Here is a 16,927-nt window from a genome sequence, read left to right on the forward strand (position 1 = left end):
GATCGGATATAGCGCCTAAAAAGGTGTAAAAACAACATATTGGACGTCTGATATTATAAGGCTGGACGCTTTTGATTCACCTGTGTGCTGAAATTACTCCATCAACAACAGATGGAAATACCCCATGTTTAAAACTCTTTTAAAATGGCTTTTTGGTCTCTTTATTGGCGTCAGCATTGTCGCAGCCGCTTATCTCGCTTGGTTTAAAAATGGCGTTAATTTTATTTATGGCGCCCATACCCAGGTCGTCGATCATCGCGCCTTTGCATCGCCCAGGCAGTTAACCGTAATTACGGATGTCAGCGTGCTCTCACCTGACGGCCAAACCATGCTACCCAATCGCACTGTGGTCCTGGATAAGGGAGAGATTCTCTCGGTGACCACCGAGGGCTCAATTCCCGCAGGTGCTATGGTCATACCTGGCCAGGGTAAATATCTTATTCCCGGCTTGGTGGACTCACATGCCCATCTTCTAAAGAGCCCCAACGATTTATTGCTTTACGTTGCCAATGGCGTCACCCATATTCGTGATTTGGGAGGCCCAGCCGAGCGTTTACAATTGCGTGAAGAGATTGACCAAGGTCGCGTTGGCCCTAGACTCTTTGTGTCTTCCCCACCCATCGACTCTATGGGACTGCTTGAGGGCGCATTTTGGGAGTTTATTACATTCCATAAAAATACCCATGATGTTGAGCATGCTAAAAGCATGGTCAAAGAGTTTGCCGAGCAAGGTTATGACGCCATTAAAATCTACCACCTAGATATGCCGACCTACCGCGCCGTGAATAAACTAGCCACCGAATTGGGAGTGCCAACCACGGGTCATTTTCCTTTGACCTTTGAGCTCTCGGAATTGGCGGTCACCCAACAAAGGGAAGTCGCTCACCTTGAGGAAATTGTGCGGGTGCTGATCAGAGAGTTTGGTTCTATCAATAAGCAAGGCAGCGAGGCCTTCTATGCCCATGTAGAAGCCCGTGCCGACGAGATTATTGACGACTTATTGGCGAATGACATCACAGTAAATTCCGTCTTATGGTTTATGGAAAGCATCCATGATCAGTTCAGCAATCTTGAGGAGGCATTAAAAGAAGTGCATATGGAATACGCCAACCCAGGCCTGGTTGAAGGCACCAAAGACGGCGGCGAATATAAAGTGGGCTGGTTACCCGGCTATAATCAGTTCGAAGCTGTGAATGATGCGTCGGAGGAGGCTTACAAAAAGAGCGATACTTTCTGGCAAGCGCGGGAGAAAGCGCATCATATTTTATTAAAAGCCATGGTTCGTCGTGGCGTTAAGATAGTTGCGGGCACAGACGCGGGAGGCAACCTGGTGGTACCTGGCTTCTCACTGCATGACGAACTAAGTTCGCTAAATTTAGGCGGCATGAACCCGGCGCAAACGCTGGCAACCGCAACCAGAATTCCAGCGGAATTGATGAAGAGTAATGCCGGTATTATTGAACCTGGCCGACGTGCCGACTTGCTAATACTCAATCAAAACCCACTTACAGATATTGGCAACACTCGCAGTATAGATACGGTTATTCTAAACGGTCGTGTGTTTGCGCGAGAGCAGCTAGATGCCATGTTAGACGCGGTTAAGCAGGCGAACGCTAACAGTCGCAAAATCAATATTGATAAGTATCTCTAATCGACCTTGTCCTTTGAAACAAAAAGCCCAGCTATGTCGCTGGGCTCTTTTATATTTGCATCCGATTTACGCTAACTCCTGCGCCACTTCTGCCACTTTTTGTCGTAACCAGATATGGCTCACATCCCTATGCAGCAGCGGCGACCAAATCATGTCGAGCTCGAACGGCGGTATGGGGAAGGGCGGCTCTAAAATGGTGAGCCCAGGGTCGTCTTTGTATATTTTTGCCGCCTTAGAGGGCAAGGTGGCCACCAGGTTTAGCTCTTTAGCCAGGTGAATGGCTACGTGGTAATTACGCGTGAAAGTGGCAATGTCTCTGTGTTTACCAAAGTGTGCCAGGGCCTCGTCAACCCAGCCGAGTTTTTGCACATCTTTAGGGTCCATACCCACACCGACGCCAAAACCGGTTTTACTCACCCAGATATGTCTGGCCTGCAAATAGCTCTCTAAATTAAAGCGCTCCAAAATGGGGTTGTCGGATTTAACCAGACAGCAGAAGCTGTCTTTCCAAATACGTTTGTGGTGGAAAGACTGAGGCAGTTTCTCAAAACGGTTGAGGGCCATGTCCACCTTGCCGTTTTCAACGTCGTGGAAGTTAACGTCGCTTGGCGTCAGTATATCCAAGGTGGTATCCGGTGCTTCGGCATGGAGTTTACTTAACAGGCGTGGAGCCAAGGTGCTGGCGGCATAGTCACTGGCCATAATGCGAAATACGCGCTTACTGCTGGCGGGCTCAAAGTCGCGGTTAGGGGCTAAGGTTTCTTCCAGGGTCATCAGCACCCCGCGGATCACAGGTTGCAGCTCTAAGGCGCGCTCTGTAGGGACCATGCCCTCACTGGTGCGCACCAATAGGGGGTCGTTCAACAGGTTACGTAGGCGTTTAAGGCCATTACTCATGGCCGGCTGAGTAATGCTGAGCTGATTGGCTGCCTTGGTGACATTACACTCGCGCAATAAGGTATCGAGATAAACGAGAAGATTTAAATCAATTTTGTTTATGTTCATTCCGCTATGCCATTTATTATATTTATAGTTAGTCTAGCTTATTCTTGGGTAGCAGAATAGGCTACCAAAGGTGTATAAATCGCTGTTCTTTGGGATAAGGATAAACCTGTTTATATTCGCCGCGAACAATTTTTTGCTGTGCCTGCTGCCAATAGGCGGCTTCAGTCAGCTCGCCATGATGACGCATAAATATTTCTTTATGAGTAGGGTTAGGTAACACAAAGGTGGTTAGCTGAGCCGGGAACACATCGTTTGGGGCGACCGACATGCTGTGCTCATCGTTGTAATCGAATTCGCGAAATTGCATATCTGTAAGATATTGAACTTCGTCATAGTCATAGAAGACCACACGCTGATGCTTGGTGACGCCAAAGTTTTTCAACAGCATATCGCCGGGGAAGATATTGGCGGCGATCATTTCTTTAAGTGCCTGACCGTATTCGATAATGGCGTGCTCGGCTTTTTCCTCATTCACCTCTTGCAGGTAAAGGTTTAGCGGCGTCATACGGCGTTCGATATAGAGGTGCTTGATGATCAGCATATCGCCTTCGATACGCATGGAATTAGCGATGCTGTTTTCCAACTGCTGCAGTAATTCATCGCTAAAGCAACTCAGGGGCAGAGCCACATCGGAATACTCCCAGGTATCGGCCATGCGGCCAACCCTGTCGTGGCGCTTAACCAGTTGATAACGCTCGAGTACGGTTTGTCTGCCAAAGGGTTTACTGGAGCCAAAGCGGTCGCGGATTATTTTAAATACGTAAGGGAAAGATGGCAGGTTGATAACCATCATCACCATGCCCGGAGTACCGGCGGCCAGCTCAAAGCGCTCCTGAGCATGCTGCATATGTGCCAGTAGCTCACGGTAGAATTCGGTTTTGCCCTGCTTATGAAAACCTATGGCGTTATAGAGTTCCGCCTTGGTTTTGCCAGGCATGAGTTGATTGAGAAAGTGCACTAAGGCCGACGGCGCATGAGTTTGCACCATAAAATAAGCGCGGGCAAAGCCGAAGATCACCCACATTTGCGATGAACGCGTGAGCAGGGCATCGATATAGAGGCCGCGGTCTTTGTTATGCAATACTGCAATGATAAAGGGCTGGGAGCCAGTTGATGAAACTATACGACCGACGATATAGGCGGCCTGGCCGCGATAAAAGGGGGTCTGCAGTATGTCAAAGCGCATTTGGTGGCTTTTAACATGGGTGTCTGGCGCTTGTTTTATAAAAGCCTTTAATAACAAGCGAATATCACGTTCTAAATTGGCAAAGGCACAACCAAACTCAAACTGAGTGATAATTTGGCGAATGGTGGGTTTAAGGCCTTCAACCACGGGAAAGTAGCTGCGATATTCGGCCTCCACCGGCAGCGCCGGGGCATCGGCCAAGGTCGCCTGAACGAAGATAAAGTCGTTATTGTAGTATTTGCGTTCAAATAAACGACAAAACACCGAGTTATAAAAGGTTTCTGCGAGCTCAGCCTGAGGGTGAAAGGTTAAAAACTGCTTATAGCATTCCTTGGTGTCTATCCACAGCTGGGGATCGTCCGCCGGATCACTGACTACAGAGGCCAGAGTGTCGACGGTTTCATTAACGCGGGTATCATAATAGCTAATGCGCAAACTGGCGATATGACGCATGGTCGCCCAATCACGCTTGGCAAAGGCTTGGGGAGCTTGCGCCGTGATCGATTGGAACAACTTATAATGATGGAAAAACCCATTAAGAATTTGTTGCGCTATTGCTTGTGCATACACAGTTAAAGCCTCTAGAGTATAAACTCTAACCTACCTTAAGCCATGGTTCTAAGTCTTTGCAAGTGTTATTGATATTTTGCCAGGGACTTTTCTAACCTTGCCAGCTTTTGTTCGGTTTCTTTAATGCGCTGAGTATAGCGACGTTCAATGTCCTTGATATTAACCTGAACCTCTTTTTTCAGTGCCTTGCGCTCGTCATCTGACATCAGACGCTCCAGGCGTTGTTCTTCGGCCAGGGTTTTTGCACTGCGCTCGCGCTTTAACATCACCACCTTATGTTTGGTGCTGCGAATTTGCATATTGATGCTGTCGCGCTTATTTTCCTTTTCCAGCTCGGATAGTTGCTTGTTGTAGTCTTCTTTTGGGCCTCGTTGAGGAGACTTGGTATGTGTTACTTCTTGCTCCTTCGCATTTTTATCGCAAGGGAACTGGCTAAATACCGTGCCTTCTGACGTTTGACACTTAAAATATGTGGTATTGGCATAACCCAAAACTGGCAGCGCCGCGCTAAGTATTAACACACTTCTTAGGAGTGCTAATCTACTAGTCACTATTTCACCTCGCTTAATTATTGTTCTCATTCCTTACCCAATATAGATGAACTAAAATTGAATGTCACGGAAGTAAGCCAAAGGTATTAAAGCGAGATGGTTGTTTTTTATCCGTTTTATTGCGCGTTAAAGCGTTTGAGCTGCTTAAGGCCTTGAATTAAAAAAGGCACATTAAGTTCTTGGTCGACATTAAAGCCCTCGCTGGCGGAAATATGTTTATAACTGCCATCGCTGCTTAACAAGGTAATGCGGTCTTTGCGCAGGGCGATAAACACCCCTTGTGAGTAATTGATATTGGGCTGAGTGTCATTACCCAGCATATTATTGGCAATTAATGCACTGGCTGCCAACTCTGGGCACTGCCAATGTTCGGCAAGCACTGTGGCCAGTATGTCCTGGGGTTGCACTATATGACCTAAACCCTGCAAACGCGTGTCTGAGCTCCACAACTGATTAATTGTCGTGATGCGCTCTGTGCTTTCGCTGGCAAGGGTAAAGGCAAAGACTGTATGCGAGTGTTGCACCGGCGTGTGCTCATCAAGGGAGACTGTGACCAGGGCGTCGGCATCGTCATGAATAAAATCAAATTGCGCTAGATTCGTTTGCAGCGTCAAAGGCGTGCGTCGCCACAGCGGATCTATGTGATCCTTGCTCATGCTTTGGCGGTAATAGCTGGGTAAGCCATACAGGGCATTGAATATAGTGTCTTCAGCGCTGGTTGGGTGCAAAATAGGGGCAACCTGTTGTAGGGTCGGATTAGCCTGGGTAAAGCGGGCTAAGTCGGCCTGAGTGCTAAACAAGCGAATATCAACTGCGGCGGCATCCGGCGCCAGGTTGCAGCTTGGCAATTGCGCTGGCATCACAAAGCTGACATTGGGCGCATTGACATTAACCGAGCGCTCTTGCTCGTAACGTTTCAGATCCAGTAAGTCATTTTTCGCGAGCAGGGATTTTGCCGTAGTCGGGTAAGACAGAGGCAACATATTGTCCTGCTTGGTGATATCAAATTTTAGCTCGGCGTCGGCCCAAATATGAATGCTGTGGCTAAGGGCAAAACACACCACTAATGCAGTGGTGATGGTGCGACCAATACGCAGGCGTTTGAGATCGCCCAGATGGTGCCATGCATAATTACTGACGATCAGCTGATAGGCCAAAATCAACATGACAAAGGCACTTACCATCAGAGTCGACAACGCTGGGGTATTACTTACATTGCGCCAAAACAGGGATAAAATTTCCCCTAAGGCACTGTAATTCAAGTGATATCCCAGGTTGTAATAAACAAAGGCATCCACCGCCAGCAAGGTCATGCCTATGGTGGCCAGCACCGAGGCCATGCCGCGAATATGCCGAGGATAGGGAAAAACCAAGGACAGCGGGAATATGGTCAGCACAAAGGCTAGAAAAGTAATAAAGGCGGTGTGGCTTAACCAGGTCACCACCATATAAAAGGTGCCGATAGCCGTTGCTGGATGCGCATCGGCGAATAAATAGGCAAGGCTAAGCAACAACGCAAGACCAATATTAGCCAGGGTAAACCAGTGACCCCAGGCCAGTAACTGACTGACTCGAGAAGAAAATTGATTTTGCGTTGTCAGGTTCATTGGTTACTTCAACGAATCCGTTAGGGCATTAGCAAAGTTTTGCGCCACGGCAGCTCTTTTTGCCGCAGGCACATGCTCTTTAATAATATGCGTGATAGTATTGCCCAGACACATCAGGCTTAAATCAACCGGTGCCTTTTTTTCGGCAAGTACAGCTACAAGCTGGTCGACAAGTTGTTCTACTTCTTCATTGGTATATTTGGATAACGCTGGCATCGGTGGTTCATTACTGATTTATATATGTCCTTGTATTTTAACACCGTAGGAGTGAAAAACAAAGATGACCACTGAGGTTAAGAAGCTGGTTGTACATTACGTCGATAAAGACGACGGTAATACCCAAATTCACTTGCGCAATGACGAAATGCCCATCAATGAGCGTGTTAATGTGTTTATCGAGCAGTTACATCACGCCTATAACGGCAAGCCAGGCAAGGGTTTTTGTGCCTTCAGTGCAGACAAAAGCAGCGTTGTGGCAAGTGCCATGCAAAGCTACCGTAATCATGAGCTTGGCTTTTGGCAAGTCACCGAGCAGGCCGCTACGGTATTAAAAGAAGAGCTTGATAAATATGCCTTTAATGAAACCGGCTATCTGGTGTTTTGTCATTATCAGTATGTTGCCACGGAATATATTTTAATTGCCCTAATTAATATTAAAGAGCATTACAGCATTACCTCTGAGCTTGACTTGGCTTCTTCCCGTCACCTGGATATCACCCGCATGCAATTGGCGGCGCGCATCGACTTAGCAGCCTGGGACACGCAGGCAGACGATAACCGTTATATCTCCTTTATCAAAGGTCGAGCCGGGCGTAAGGTTGCCGATTTCTTCTTGGACTTCCTCGGCTGTGAAGAAGGTATCGACCCGAAACAACAAAGTCGCTCCATGTTGAACGCAGTTGAAGACTACTTAAGCGAGCAAGGCTTAGACAAGACGGAAAAAGATGAACGTCGTCGCGAAGTCTTTGATTATTGCAGTGACCGCTTAAGCAGTGGCGAAGATGCTCAAATCGATGAAATTGGTAAGGCTATCAGCAAGGATGATGAGAACAGCTTTAACGATTTTTATCAGCAGCAAAATTATGATTTGGCCGAGTCATTCCCGATCGATAAGAAAACCGTAACCGGCATGGTGAAGTTATCTGGCATGGGTGGTGGAGTGAGCGTTGGCTTTGAGCGCAAGCACTTGGGTGAGCGGGTTATTTACGACCCGGTTAATGACACCCTGACTATCAAGGGCGTGCCGCCAAATCTAAAAGACCAGCTTGAGCAGTTGGATAAGGAGTAGGGGGTAAACCTGCTTCTAGTCTTAGGATATAAAAAGACATAAAAAAGCCGCTGAAATCAGCGGCTTTTTTCGTTTACCTTAATTACTCGGCATCAGCCTGAGCTACTTCGGGCACCGGCTCAGCGGCAATCTGTGGGGCTTTTGGCGTCGCCGCGCCACAGAATGCATGGTGTACAGGTGCAACTGACCCTGGCTTCAAGCCACTGTTTACAACTGCGATGCGCTGCTCAGCCGGCATTGGCTGTGGCAATTCCCCCAGAGGTTGCATGGCTGGGGTTACCGGCTGTGTCATAGGCGCAGTGGCATGACCGATTGCGCGTACGGCTTTAGCGGCTGGCTCAGCCGTTGCTGTAACCTCTGCTTCAACTTGTGGGGCTTCTGCAGTTTCCGCAACAGGTGCTTCTTCAGCTACAACTTCAACCTTTTCCTCTTGAGCAGGCTCGGCTGGTGTTTCAACAACTGTCTCGACGGCAGTCTCGACAGCAGTTTCGACGGAAGTCTCGACATTAGTCTCGGCAAGTGTTTCAACCTGAGCTTCAACTTCAACTTCAGCTTCAACTGGTTTCGCTTCATCTTGTTCGGCGGTAACTTCTACCGCTGGCTCTTCGCTGCTAGTTGCAGGCGTTTCAACAACCGCTTCTTCAGCTTGTGGCTCAACAGTTTCTGCAACAACTTCGGCTTGAGGCTCTGGGCTCTCTTGGCTTGGTGCTGGAGCAGCTTCAACGGCTACTTGCTCCACCGGCGTTTCTACCGACTGCTCGGCTGTCTGCTCTGCAGGTACAATATCTTGCTTCGCTTCTTCCGCCATGGCTTGATCCGCTACCGGAATAAAGGCAGCCTTTTCCACTTCGCCTTCTTGCTTTTCACGGCGACGACGTTGACCGGCGGCGCGCAGGTGGCGTGGTGAGCGACGGCTGCGAGTGCGGCCTTCTTTTTCACCCTCAGCTTGCTCTTCACCTTCTTGCGTCTCAGCGTTGGCGTTTTCCACCTGAGCTGCTGGCTCTGCTTTTGGCTCTGCCTTAGGTGCAGGCTTAGATTCAGCTTTTGGTGAAGCCTTTTCTTGTGCTGCATCAGCTTGCTGTTCTTGCACGGCAACTTCTTGAGTTGCTGCAATAACCGGCGCTGCTTGTTGCTCTTGAGCATCTACTGCAGGCTCAACCGCAGGCGTTGCTGTTTCGGCTGTAAGCGTTTGCTCTGTCTGATTTGACACACGTACCTTCTTACGAAGGTTACGGCGCTGACGGCGCTGCTTAGGCTTTTGATCTTGCTCTTGTTGTTGCTCTTCTTGAGCTTCAACAACCGCTTCTTTGCGCACTTCCTCGTTATCGTTGCGGTTATCGCGACGACGGTTTTGCGAACGACGGCGTTTATTGCGGTTGTCCGAGCTACGATTATCATCACGCTCGTTGCTGCGTTGACCACCACGTTGTCCGCCGCGCTCATCGCTGCGATTTTGCTCGTTGCTTTCGCTCTTCTCAGCTTCTGGCTTATCACCGCCTTTTTGCTGCGGGCCTTTACCACGGTTACGCGACTGATTGCTGCGACGACGCTGGTTATTGCGACGACGTTCACCCGTGCGGCGCTCTTTTTGCTCTTCTTGACCTGACTTTTTATCTTGCTCTTTTTGCTCTTCGCCGCCGAACAGGCCTTTAAGCCATTTGCCGATGCGCTCAAGCAGGCCTAGTTGTGCAGGCGCTTTGGCTTGAGGGCTGGCCGCTTTAGGCTGAGCAACAGGTGCAGGCTCGTGTGGCATGACTACGCCTTTAAGTACAGGCTCTTCACGTTGTGGCATAGCCGGCGCACGTGAGTACTCAATTGCTTCCGGCTCCGGCTCAATGATTTGCTCGTAGCTTGCTGCTTCTAGGGTCTCGTCTTTGCGTAAGCGTACGACTTCGTAATGCGGTGTTTCCATATGTTGATTAGGAATGATCACCACATCACAGTTGTGACGTTTTTCGATGCGCTGCACGCTGCGGCGCTTTTCGTTGAGCAGGTAGGCGCCAACGGCAACTGGTACCTGAGCATTAACCTGAGCGGTATTGTCCTTGATCGCTTCTTCTTCGATTAAGCGCAAGATAGACAAGGCGATAGACTCGTTTGAACGAATGGTACCTTGGCCACTACAACGTGGGCAGCTGCCTTGGCTCGCTTCACCCAGTGAAGGGCGCAGGCGCTGACGTGACATTTCCAACAGGCCAAAACGAGAAATTTTGCCGATCTGCACGCGGGCACGGTCTTGACGTGCCGCATCTTTAAGGCGGTTTTCTACTTCACGTTGATGGCGCGGCGGCGTCATATCGATAAAGTCGATAACAATCAAACCACCCAGGTCACGCAGGCGTAACTGGCGGGCGATTTCATCGGCGGCTTCCAAGTTGGTATTAAGTGCGGTTTCCTCAATATCGCTACCTTTTGTCGCTTTTGACGAGTTGATATCGATAGAGGTCAGTGCTTCCGTCGGGTCAATAACGATTGAACCACCAGAAGGCAGACGTACTTCGCGTTGGAAGGCCGACTCAATTTGGCTTTCAATTTGATAATGCGTAAACAGGGGCACATCGTTTTGGTACAGCTTCACGCGATTCATAAAGTCTGGGCGGAAGCGTTCGATATGGGCTTTTGCTTCTTCGAATACGCGCGGCTTGTCGATTAGTATTTCACCGATATCGCGACGTAGATAGTCACGAATAGCGCGGAAAATAACGTTGCTTTCTTGGTGAATTAAGAAAGGTGCCTTGCCGCTGTCGGCTGCATCTTTAATCGCCTGCCAATGTACCAGAAGCGCTTTTAAGTCGTAGTCAAGCTCTTCGTATGATTTGCCTACACCTGCGGTGCGAACAATCAGGCCCATGCCTTTAGGCAGGTCCAGGCGGCTTAGCGCTTCTTTAAGCTCGGCGCGCTCATCCCCTTCGATACGACGAGAAATACCGCCAGCACGAGGGTTATTTGGCATAAGCACCAGGTAGCTACCGGCAACACTGATAAAGGTGGTTAGCGCAGCGCCTTTTTGGCCACGTTCTTCTTTATCAACCTGGACGATCACTTCCTGACCTTCACGGATCACATCCTTGATATTAGGACGGCCGCTGAAGGTATAACCGCTAGGGAAGTAAGTGCGGGCAATTTCTTTCAGTGGTAAGAAGCCATGGCGTTCGGCGCCGTAGTCAACAAAAGCGGCTTCAAGTGAAGGTTCGATACGGGTAATTTTACCCTTGTAGATGTTTGCTTTCTTTTGTTCGTGTCCAGGGCTTTCGATGTCTAGATCGTACAGGCGCTGGCCATCAACCAGTGCTACGCGCATTTCTTCTTGCTGCGTCGCATTGATTAGCATGCGTTTCATATTGTTACTCTTAAATTCTTTACATAGTGCCCGACCTGACTTGGGTCGTTCGGCGCTCTTCTTTGTGTCTTAGGTACAGTCTCACGACTGGGCTTTTAACGAAAAAGCTTAACGTTTTAAATCTACCTTGGAGTGGTTTGGCAGTAATTTTGAGCCACTACACCACATCTAAGTTTATGCCCTCAGCTAGGGGCTGACAGGCGACGCACAAGGCAATAGTCGTTTACCGTTACACCAAATGGTGGTCGATAGCATTATGATTTTGTTTAATTACAGGCCGTTCGCTGACGTTCTATTTAATGCTGAATCGTGCGCAAAAGACCTAATGTTCTATTCTTCGTTTCCTATTATTACCCCGTTGGGCTAATCACCACTTGCGGTCGCAGCCAAACAAACAATCTATTACGCGCATTGTTTGTCACTGCATTCACGTGGTTTCTGGGTGATAAAGCTGTGGAAATACGAGCTCGAATCTGTATGATCGCCATTCCCAGAATGTGTTGCACGCAAGTTTTGGTTAAAACCAAAGGTGATGTAAAATCTTGTGTTATGCACAGGTTTTACAAGGGCGATTATCCCACTAAAACCTCAGCATAAGCAACTAAATTATGACTCAAATCAGTGATTAGGTAATGAAAGAGACAATTGGCACCCAGGTTTGCTTTGTAACCGTTGATGAAGACTACAGCGGACAACGCATAGATAACTTTTTGATAACCAAACTCAAAGGGGTGCCAAAAAGCGCGGTATACCGTATTTTGCGCAAGGGCGAGGTGCGGGTGAATAAAAAACGTGTCAAGCCTGTGTATAAATTACAAGCGGGCGATACTGTACGTATTCCGCCGATTAAGGTGGCCGAGCGCAGCGAACAGCCGATACCCACCAACTTGGATAAGGTGAGTAAGCTCGAAGATGCCATCTTGTTTGAAGACAAATATCTTATTGTTATCAACAAGCCTGCCGGTATGGCGGTGCACGGTGGTAGTGGCTTGAGTTTTGGTCTTATCGAAGCATTGCGCGCGCTGCGCCCGAATGACAGAAACCTGGAGCTGGTGCACCGCTTAGACCGAGATACCTCGGGCTGTCTGCTTATCTCGAAAAAACGCTCGGTCTTGAAGTCTCTGCACGAGCAATTGCGCGAAAAAACCATGGAGAAGAACTACTGGGCCTTAGTAGCCGGGCAGTGGGATGCCAAGGTGCGTAATGTGAATGAGCCGCTAAATAAAAATACCCTGCAATCCGGTGAGCGCGTGGTGCGTGTTGACCATGAGCGCGGTAAAGCCTCCCATACGCGTTTTCGCGTTCTGGAGCGTTTTGAAAATTGCTCCTTGGTGCAGGCATCACCTGTGACCGGGCGTACTCACCAAATTCGTGTGCATACTCAGTGTAAGGGTCATCCCATCGCCTGTGATGATAAATATGGCGATCAAGCTTTTGATGCGCAAATGCGTGCTCAGGGCTTAAACCGCTTATTCTTGCACGCTCGTGAGCTGCGCTTTTTCCATCCGCAAACGGAAACTACCTTGGCTCTGGAAGCGCCTTTAGATGCGGCATTGGAACATTGTTTAGGACGCTTACGTGAGCAAAATCAATAACAAAGAGCTGCTGATATTCGATTGGGACGGCACCATTATGGACTCGGTGCCGAAAATTGTGGCGACACTGCAAAGTGCGGCGCGCGCATTGAGCGTGCCCGAGCCCGACCCGGTGAGCGCAAAGAATATCATAGGCCTAAGCCTAGATACCACGGTGGCCACCTTGTTCCCCGAGCATAGCGAGTTTCATCAGGCCCTTGAAGAGCAATATAAGCACCATTATCTGGCCGTTGACACCACACCAACGCCGCTATTTGATGATGTTGAAAGCACGCTCACGGCGCTAAAGAATAAAGGTTATGCCTTGGCGGTGGCAACCGGTAAAAGCCGTAAGGGCTTAGACAGATTAATGGGTGAAACCGGTCTGACGCATTTTTTTGATATAACCCGTACTGCTTGTGAGGCCCAATCTAAGCCGCATCCGCAGATGCTGGAGCAAATCCTTGCCTTTTATCAACTGTCGCCACAGCAGGCGGTGATGATAGGGGATACGCAAATCGACATGCAACTGGCAGCCAATGCCGGGGTTGATAGCATAGGCGTGACCTTTGGTGTGCATGCCAAGGAAGAACTGGAAATCTTCAACCCCAAGGCGACTGTAAACAGTTATCGGGAATTATTGGCGCTATTTTAAGCGCCATTTTTGTGCTGGTGTGCTGGCACAGTTACAGCGCCAGCGGATCTATGCCCCAATCTAACAATAGCTGATTAAGGCGCAATAAAGGCAGGCCAACTAGAGCATTGGGATCATCGCCCTTAAGGGCTTCAAAAAGACAAATCCCCAAGCCTTCGCTTTTAAAGCTGCCGGCACAATTAAGCGGTTGCTCTTTGGCCACATAAAGACGTATTTGCTCGGCGCTTAAATGGCGAAAATGAACCTCAAAGGGCTCGACTATTACCGCATTTTTGCCCGTTTCTATGTCGAGCAGGGCTAAAGAGGTTAAAAAGGTGACTTTTTCGCCGCTAAAACGAGCCAGCTGCGCTTCGGCCTTGGCCACGGTGTGGGGTTTTCCAAGTATATCCCCCTGGTGCAGAGCCACCTGATCTGAACCAATCACCAGCCCTTTGTCATACAAGTTACACGCGGTTTGGGCTTTTTCCAGAGCCAAACGGCGTACCAGTTGCTCCGGCTTTTCGTCGGCTTTGGCTGACTCGTCAATTTCGGGTGAAAAATGGTGAAATTCAGGGATAATTTTTTTTAATAATTGCTGCCTAAAAGGCGAACTTGAGGCTAAGATAAAAGCTGTTTTCATTGCCCGATCATCGAATTGTTAAATATCGGCTCTAGAATACGGCGCAATCGGGCGAAAAACAAAAGGAAAGTCGAATTTTATTTTGACTCTAATGATAACTATCTATATGATGCAGCCCCTATGCAAAAGGTGAAGATTCCCGTCACCCTTGATCCGGGCAGGGCAGCACAGCGTCAGCTAAGTTATGATGGCGTGGTGATGTTTGAAGAACTTTCTCGATTCGAGCAAGTTGTGCTGGATAAAAGTGGTGAAGTAGCGGTACAAATTCATTGCAAGCAGGACGAACAAGGTTTAACTGTGCTAAGTGGTTCTTTAAAGGCCCGAGCCACCCTTATTTGTCAGCGTTGTAATGAAGAGTTTGGGTTGGATTTGGAACAAGACTTTGCGTATACGCCGGTTGGCATGGGTGCAGAGTCAGATCATCTCCCTGATTACTACGATCTTGTGGAGCTAGATGAGAACGGAGAAGTCAACATTCGACAATTAGTTGAAGACGAGTTGATTTTGGCCATTCCTATCGTGCCTATGCATGACGAAGCATCTTGTCGTTACTCAGAGCAACAAAAAAGCTTTGGTAAAATCGACGAAGAAGATGAAAAACCAAATCCATTTGAAATTTTGAAACAACTTAAGAAAGATTCTTAGGAGAAGGCTAATGGCGGTACAAAAAAGCAAGAAGTCTCGTGCAAGACGTGGTATGCGTCGTTCACACGATGCGATCAGTGGTCCAGCTCTAACAGTTGATAAAGTGACTGGTGAAACTCACCGTCGTCACCACATCACTGCAGACGGCTACTACAAAGGCGTTAAAGTAATTTCTAAGTAAGAGATTGCTTTATGCAACGCAGTCTAACCATTGCGTTAGATATGATGGGGGGCGATTACGGCCCCCGTTCATCTATCCCAGCCGCAGTTGAAGCGGTCCATCTTCATAGTTCACTTACCCTGATCCTCTGCGGTAATGAAACCCTAATTCAAGAGCAGCTTTCCCGTTTAGACGCGCTGCAGCACCCACGCTTAAAAATCAAACATTGTACGCAAATCGTCACCAATGCCGATGAACCCGCGTATGCGTTACGTAATAAAAAAGATGCGTCTATGCGTGTGGCCCTTGATTTGGTTAAATCCGGGGAAGCTCAGGCCTGTGTAAGTTCCGGCAACACAGGGGCGTTATTCGCCATTGCTCATTATGTTCTGAAAATGTTGCCCGGCATTAAACGCCCGGCGCTGATCTCTTCGGTACCCACAGAAACAAAACGACCGGTTTATTTATTGGATCTTGGCGCCAATGTCCATTGCGATGCTCATACCCTGTATCAATTCGGGATCATGGGCGCTGTGGTGGCGCGCGAGGTGCAAGACATTGAACACCCTAAGGTTAGCTTGCTCAATATCGGCTCCGAAGACATTAAGGGTCATGAGGGTATCAAAGAGGCAGCTCAGTTGATGACGCGCTGTAACAGCATTAACTACACGGGTTACAGCGAGGGTAGTGATATTTTCAGTGGCAAGGCCGATGTGATCGTCTGTGAAGGTTTTGTCGGGAATGTGGCACTGAAAACCTGTGAAGGAATTGCAAAACTGATCATGCATAAGATGACTAAAGCCTTGAAAAAGCATTTGCTTTATCGTGGCTTGGCGCTATTACTTATGCCTGTCATAAAAAAGATCTATAAAAAGGTGAACCCCGACCAGTATAACGGCGCATCTTTGGTAGGATTGCGCGGTATAGTGGTTAAAAGTCATGGGAATGCATCGGCAAGTGCATTTCTAGCGGCAATTAATGAGGCTGTTAAGGAAGTGCAACGACAGTTGCCCGAGAAGATTCAAGCGGCCTTTGCTGAGAACGAGCCAACGCCAGATACGAGCGCAGAAAACTCGTAAACTCCCTCCTCATTAATGCCTGCCAAAATTCGCGAACATCGCTAAAACAATACGAAAGAGCAGCATATGTCTGAAAAAATCGCAATATTATTTCCTGGTCAAGGCTCACAAAGCGTTGGCATGTTATCCGAGCTACTGAGCGAGTCTGAGGTAGTTAAAGCCACCTTTGCAGAAGCATCAGAAGCCCTTGGCTATGACTTGGCAGAGCTAGTGCTTAATGGTCCAGAAGAAGAGCTAAATCAAACTCACCGTACACAACCTGCGTTATTGTGTTCTTCAGTGGCTATTTTCCGTCACTGGCAACAACTAGGCGGTGCAGAGCAAGAAGTGGTATTGGCTGGTCACAGTCTCGGCGAATACTCGGCGCTGGTATGTGCCGGTGTACTGAGCCTAGCCGATGGCGTTAAGCTGGTTGAAAAGCGCGGTCAATATATGCAGCAAGCCGTACCTGCTGGTGTAGGTTCAATGGCGGCCATCATTGGTCTTGACGATGATGCAATTGCTAAAGCCTGTGCCGACAGTGCCCAAGACCAGGTAGTTGCGCCAGTGAACTACAATTCACCGGGCCAGGTGGTGATCGCCGGCAATAAAGAAGCCGTAGATCGCGCTAGCGAAGCCTGTAAAGAAGCAGGTGCTAAGCGTGCACTGCCGCTTGCGGTAAGTGTACCTTCACACTGTGAACTGATGAAGCCTGCCGCCGAGCAGCTTAAAGGCGACCTTGACGCCTTAGCACTAAACGCGCCTCAATACACGGTGATCAACAACGTTGATGTGGCTGCCGAGCAGGATGTTGAAGCCATTAAAGATGCCCTGGTACGCCAGCTTTACAGCCCAGTTCGCTGGACTGAAACCGTACAAGCCATTGCTAAAATGGGCGTTACTCAGGCCTTTGAATTTGGTCCTGGCAAGGTTCTAACCGGCCTGGTAAAACGAATTGATAAAACCCTTGATTGCAGCGCTGTTAACGACAGTGCCAGCGCAGAAGCAGCTAAATAAA

General features: G+C 48.7%; 15 protein-coding genes. 8 read left to right on the top strand and 7 right to left on the bottom strand.

The window, feature by feature from the left end; translation table 11 throughout:
• Positions 1-124: 124 nt before the first annotated feature.
• Positions 125-1,651 carry an amidohydrolase family protein gene (locus tag C2M34_RS06990; protein WP_105258409.1) on the top strand — a complete coding sequence of 509 codons (1,527 nt, stop codon included), beginning with the start codon at positions 125-127 and terminating at the stop codon, positions 1,649-1,651.
• Positions 1,652-1,717: 66 nt separating this feature from the next.
• Here C2M34_RS06990 and C2M34_RS06995 read toward each other — a convergent pair whose 3' ends face one another.
• The 5 genes from C2M34_RS06995 to C2M34_RS07015 all read right to left on the bottom strand — a co-directional run bounded on the left by C2M34_RS06995 (position 1,718) and on the right by C2M34_RS07015 (position 6,786).
• A complete protein-coding gene (locus C2M34_RS06995) occupies positions 1,718-2,656 on the bottom strand; it encodes a LysR family transcriptional regulator (RefSeq protein WP_105200481.1) in 939 nt (312 codons plus the stop codon).
• A gap of 61 nt (positions 2,657-2,717) precedes the next feature.
• Positions 2,718-4,412, bottom strand: a complete 1,695-nt coding sequence (gene aceK / locus C2M34_RS07000) for a bifunctional isocitrate dehydrogenase kinase/phosphatase (protein ID WP_105258410.1) — start codon at positions 4,410-4,412, stop codon at positions 2,718-2,720.
• A 65-nt stretch (positions 4,413-4,477) separates the two neighbouring features.
• Positions 4,478-4,963 (bottom strand): DUF4124 domain-containing protein, encoded by a 486-nt coding sequence (locus C2M34_RS07005; RefSeq protein WP_158677897.1) that lies wholly within the window; start codon positions 4,961-4,963, stop codon positions 4,478-4,480.
• Between the two features lie 116 nt (positions 4,964-5,079).
• A complete protein-coding gene (locus C2M34_RS07010; RefSeq protein ID WP_105258411.1) occupies positions 5,080-6,570 on the bottom strand; it encodes a DUF3413 domain-containing protein in 1,491 nt (496 codons plus the stop codon).
• Positions 6,571-6,573: 3 nt separating this feature from the next.
• Complete coding sequence (locus C2M34_RS07015) at positions 6,574-6,786, bottom strand: DUF1414 domain-containing protein (protein WP_105215452.1); 213 nt, start codon at positions 6,784-6,786, stop codon at positions 6,574-6,576.
• Between the two features lie 64 nt (positions 6,787-6,850).
• Between C2M34_RS07015 and yejK the strand changes: the two genes are divergently transcribed.
• A complete protein-coding gene (yejK, locus tag C2M34_RS07020; RefSeq protein WP_105215450.1) occupies positions 6,851-7,858 on the top strand; it encodes a nucleoid-associated protein YejK in 1,008 nt (335 codons plus the stop codon).
• Between the two features lie 82 nt (positions 7,859-7,940).
• On the opposite strand, the gene rne is transcribed toward yejK, so the two are convergent.
• Entirely contained in the window at positions 7,941-11,198 is a 3,258-nt protein-coding gene (gene rne, locus C2M34_RS07025) for a ribonuclease E (RefSeq protein ID WP_105258412.1), read from the bottom strand.
• 632 nt (positions 11,199-11,830) lie between these two features.
• Between rne and rluC the strand changes: the two genes are divergently transcribed.
• Both rluC and C2M34_RS07035 read left to right on the top strand, forming a co-directional pair.
• On the top strand, positions 11,831-12,793 hold the full coding sequence (rluC, locus tag C2M34_RS07030) for a 23S rRNA pseudouridine(955/2504/2580) synthase RluC (protein WP_105200475.1): 963 nt from the start codon (positions 11,831-11,833) through the stop codon (positions 12,791-12,793).
• Entirely contained in the window at positions 12,777-13,427 is a 651-nt protein-coding gene (locus tag C2M34_RS07035) for an HAD-IA family hydrolase (RefSeq protein ID WP_325042613.1), read from the top strand. Before rluC ends, C2M34_RS07035 begins: the two co-directional genes overlap by 17 nt.
• Positions 13,428-13,458: 31 nt before the next feature.
• On the opposite strand, the gene C2M34_RS07040 is transcribed toward C2M34_RS07035, so the two are convergent.
• Positions 13,459-14,046 carry a Maf family protein gene (locus C2M34_RS07040; RefSeq protein WP_105258413.1) on the bottom strand — a complete coding sequence of 196 codons (588 nt, stop codon included), beginning with the start codon at positions 14,044-14,046 and terminating at the stop codon, positions 13,459-13,461.
• A 120-nt stretch (positions 14,047-14,166) separates the two neighbouring features.
• Here C2M34_RS07040 and yceD point away from each other — a divergent pair, with 120 nt between their 5' ends.
• The 4 genes from yceD (at position 14,167) to fabD (ending at position 16,926) form a co-directional block, all read left to right on the top strand.
• Positions 14,167-14,691, top strand: a complete 525-nt coding sequence (yceD, locus tag C2M34_RS07045; protein WP_105215446.1) for a 23S rRNA accumulation protein YceD — start codon at positions 14,167-14,169, stop codon at positions 14,689-14,691.
• 10 nt (positions 14,692-14,701) lie between these two features.
• Positions 14,702-14,872 (top strand): 50S ribosomal protein L32, encoded by a 171-nt coding sequence (gene rpmF / locus C2M34_RS07050; protein WP_105190738.1) that lies wholly within the window; start codon positions 14,702-14,704, stop codon positions 14,870-14,872.
• Between the two features lie 11 nt (positions 14,873-14,883).
• Positions 14,884-15,930, top strand: a complete 1,047-nt coding sequence (plsX, locus tag C2M34_RS07055) for a phosphate acyltransferase PlsX (protein ID WP_105200472.1) — start codon at positions 14,884-14,886, stop codon at positions 15,928-15,930.
• A gap of 66 nt (positions 15,931-15,996) precedes the next feature.
• Positions 15,997-16,926, top strand: coding sequence for an ACP S-malonyltransferase (fabD, locus tag C2M34_RS07060; RefSeq protein WP_105200471.1), 930 nt, complete (start codon positions 15,997-15,999; stop codon positions 16,924-16,926).
• Position 16,927: the final 1 nt, after the last annotated feature.

Origin of the sequence: Pseudoalteromonas sp. T1lg88, assembly GCF_002964765.1 — a bacterium.
Classification (GTDB): Bacteria; Pseudomonadota; Gammaproteobacteria; order Enterobacterales; family Alteromonadaceae; genus Pseudoalteromonas.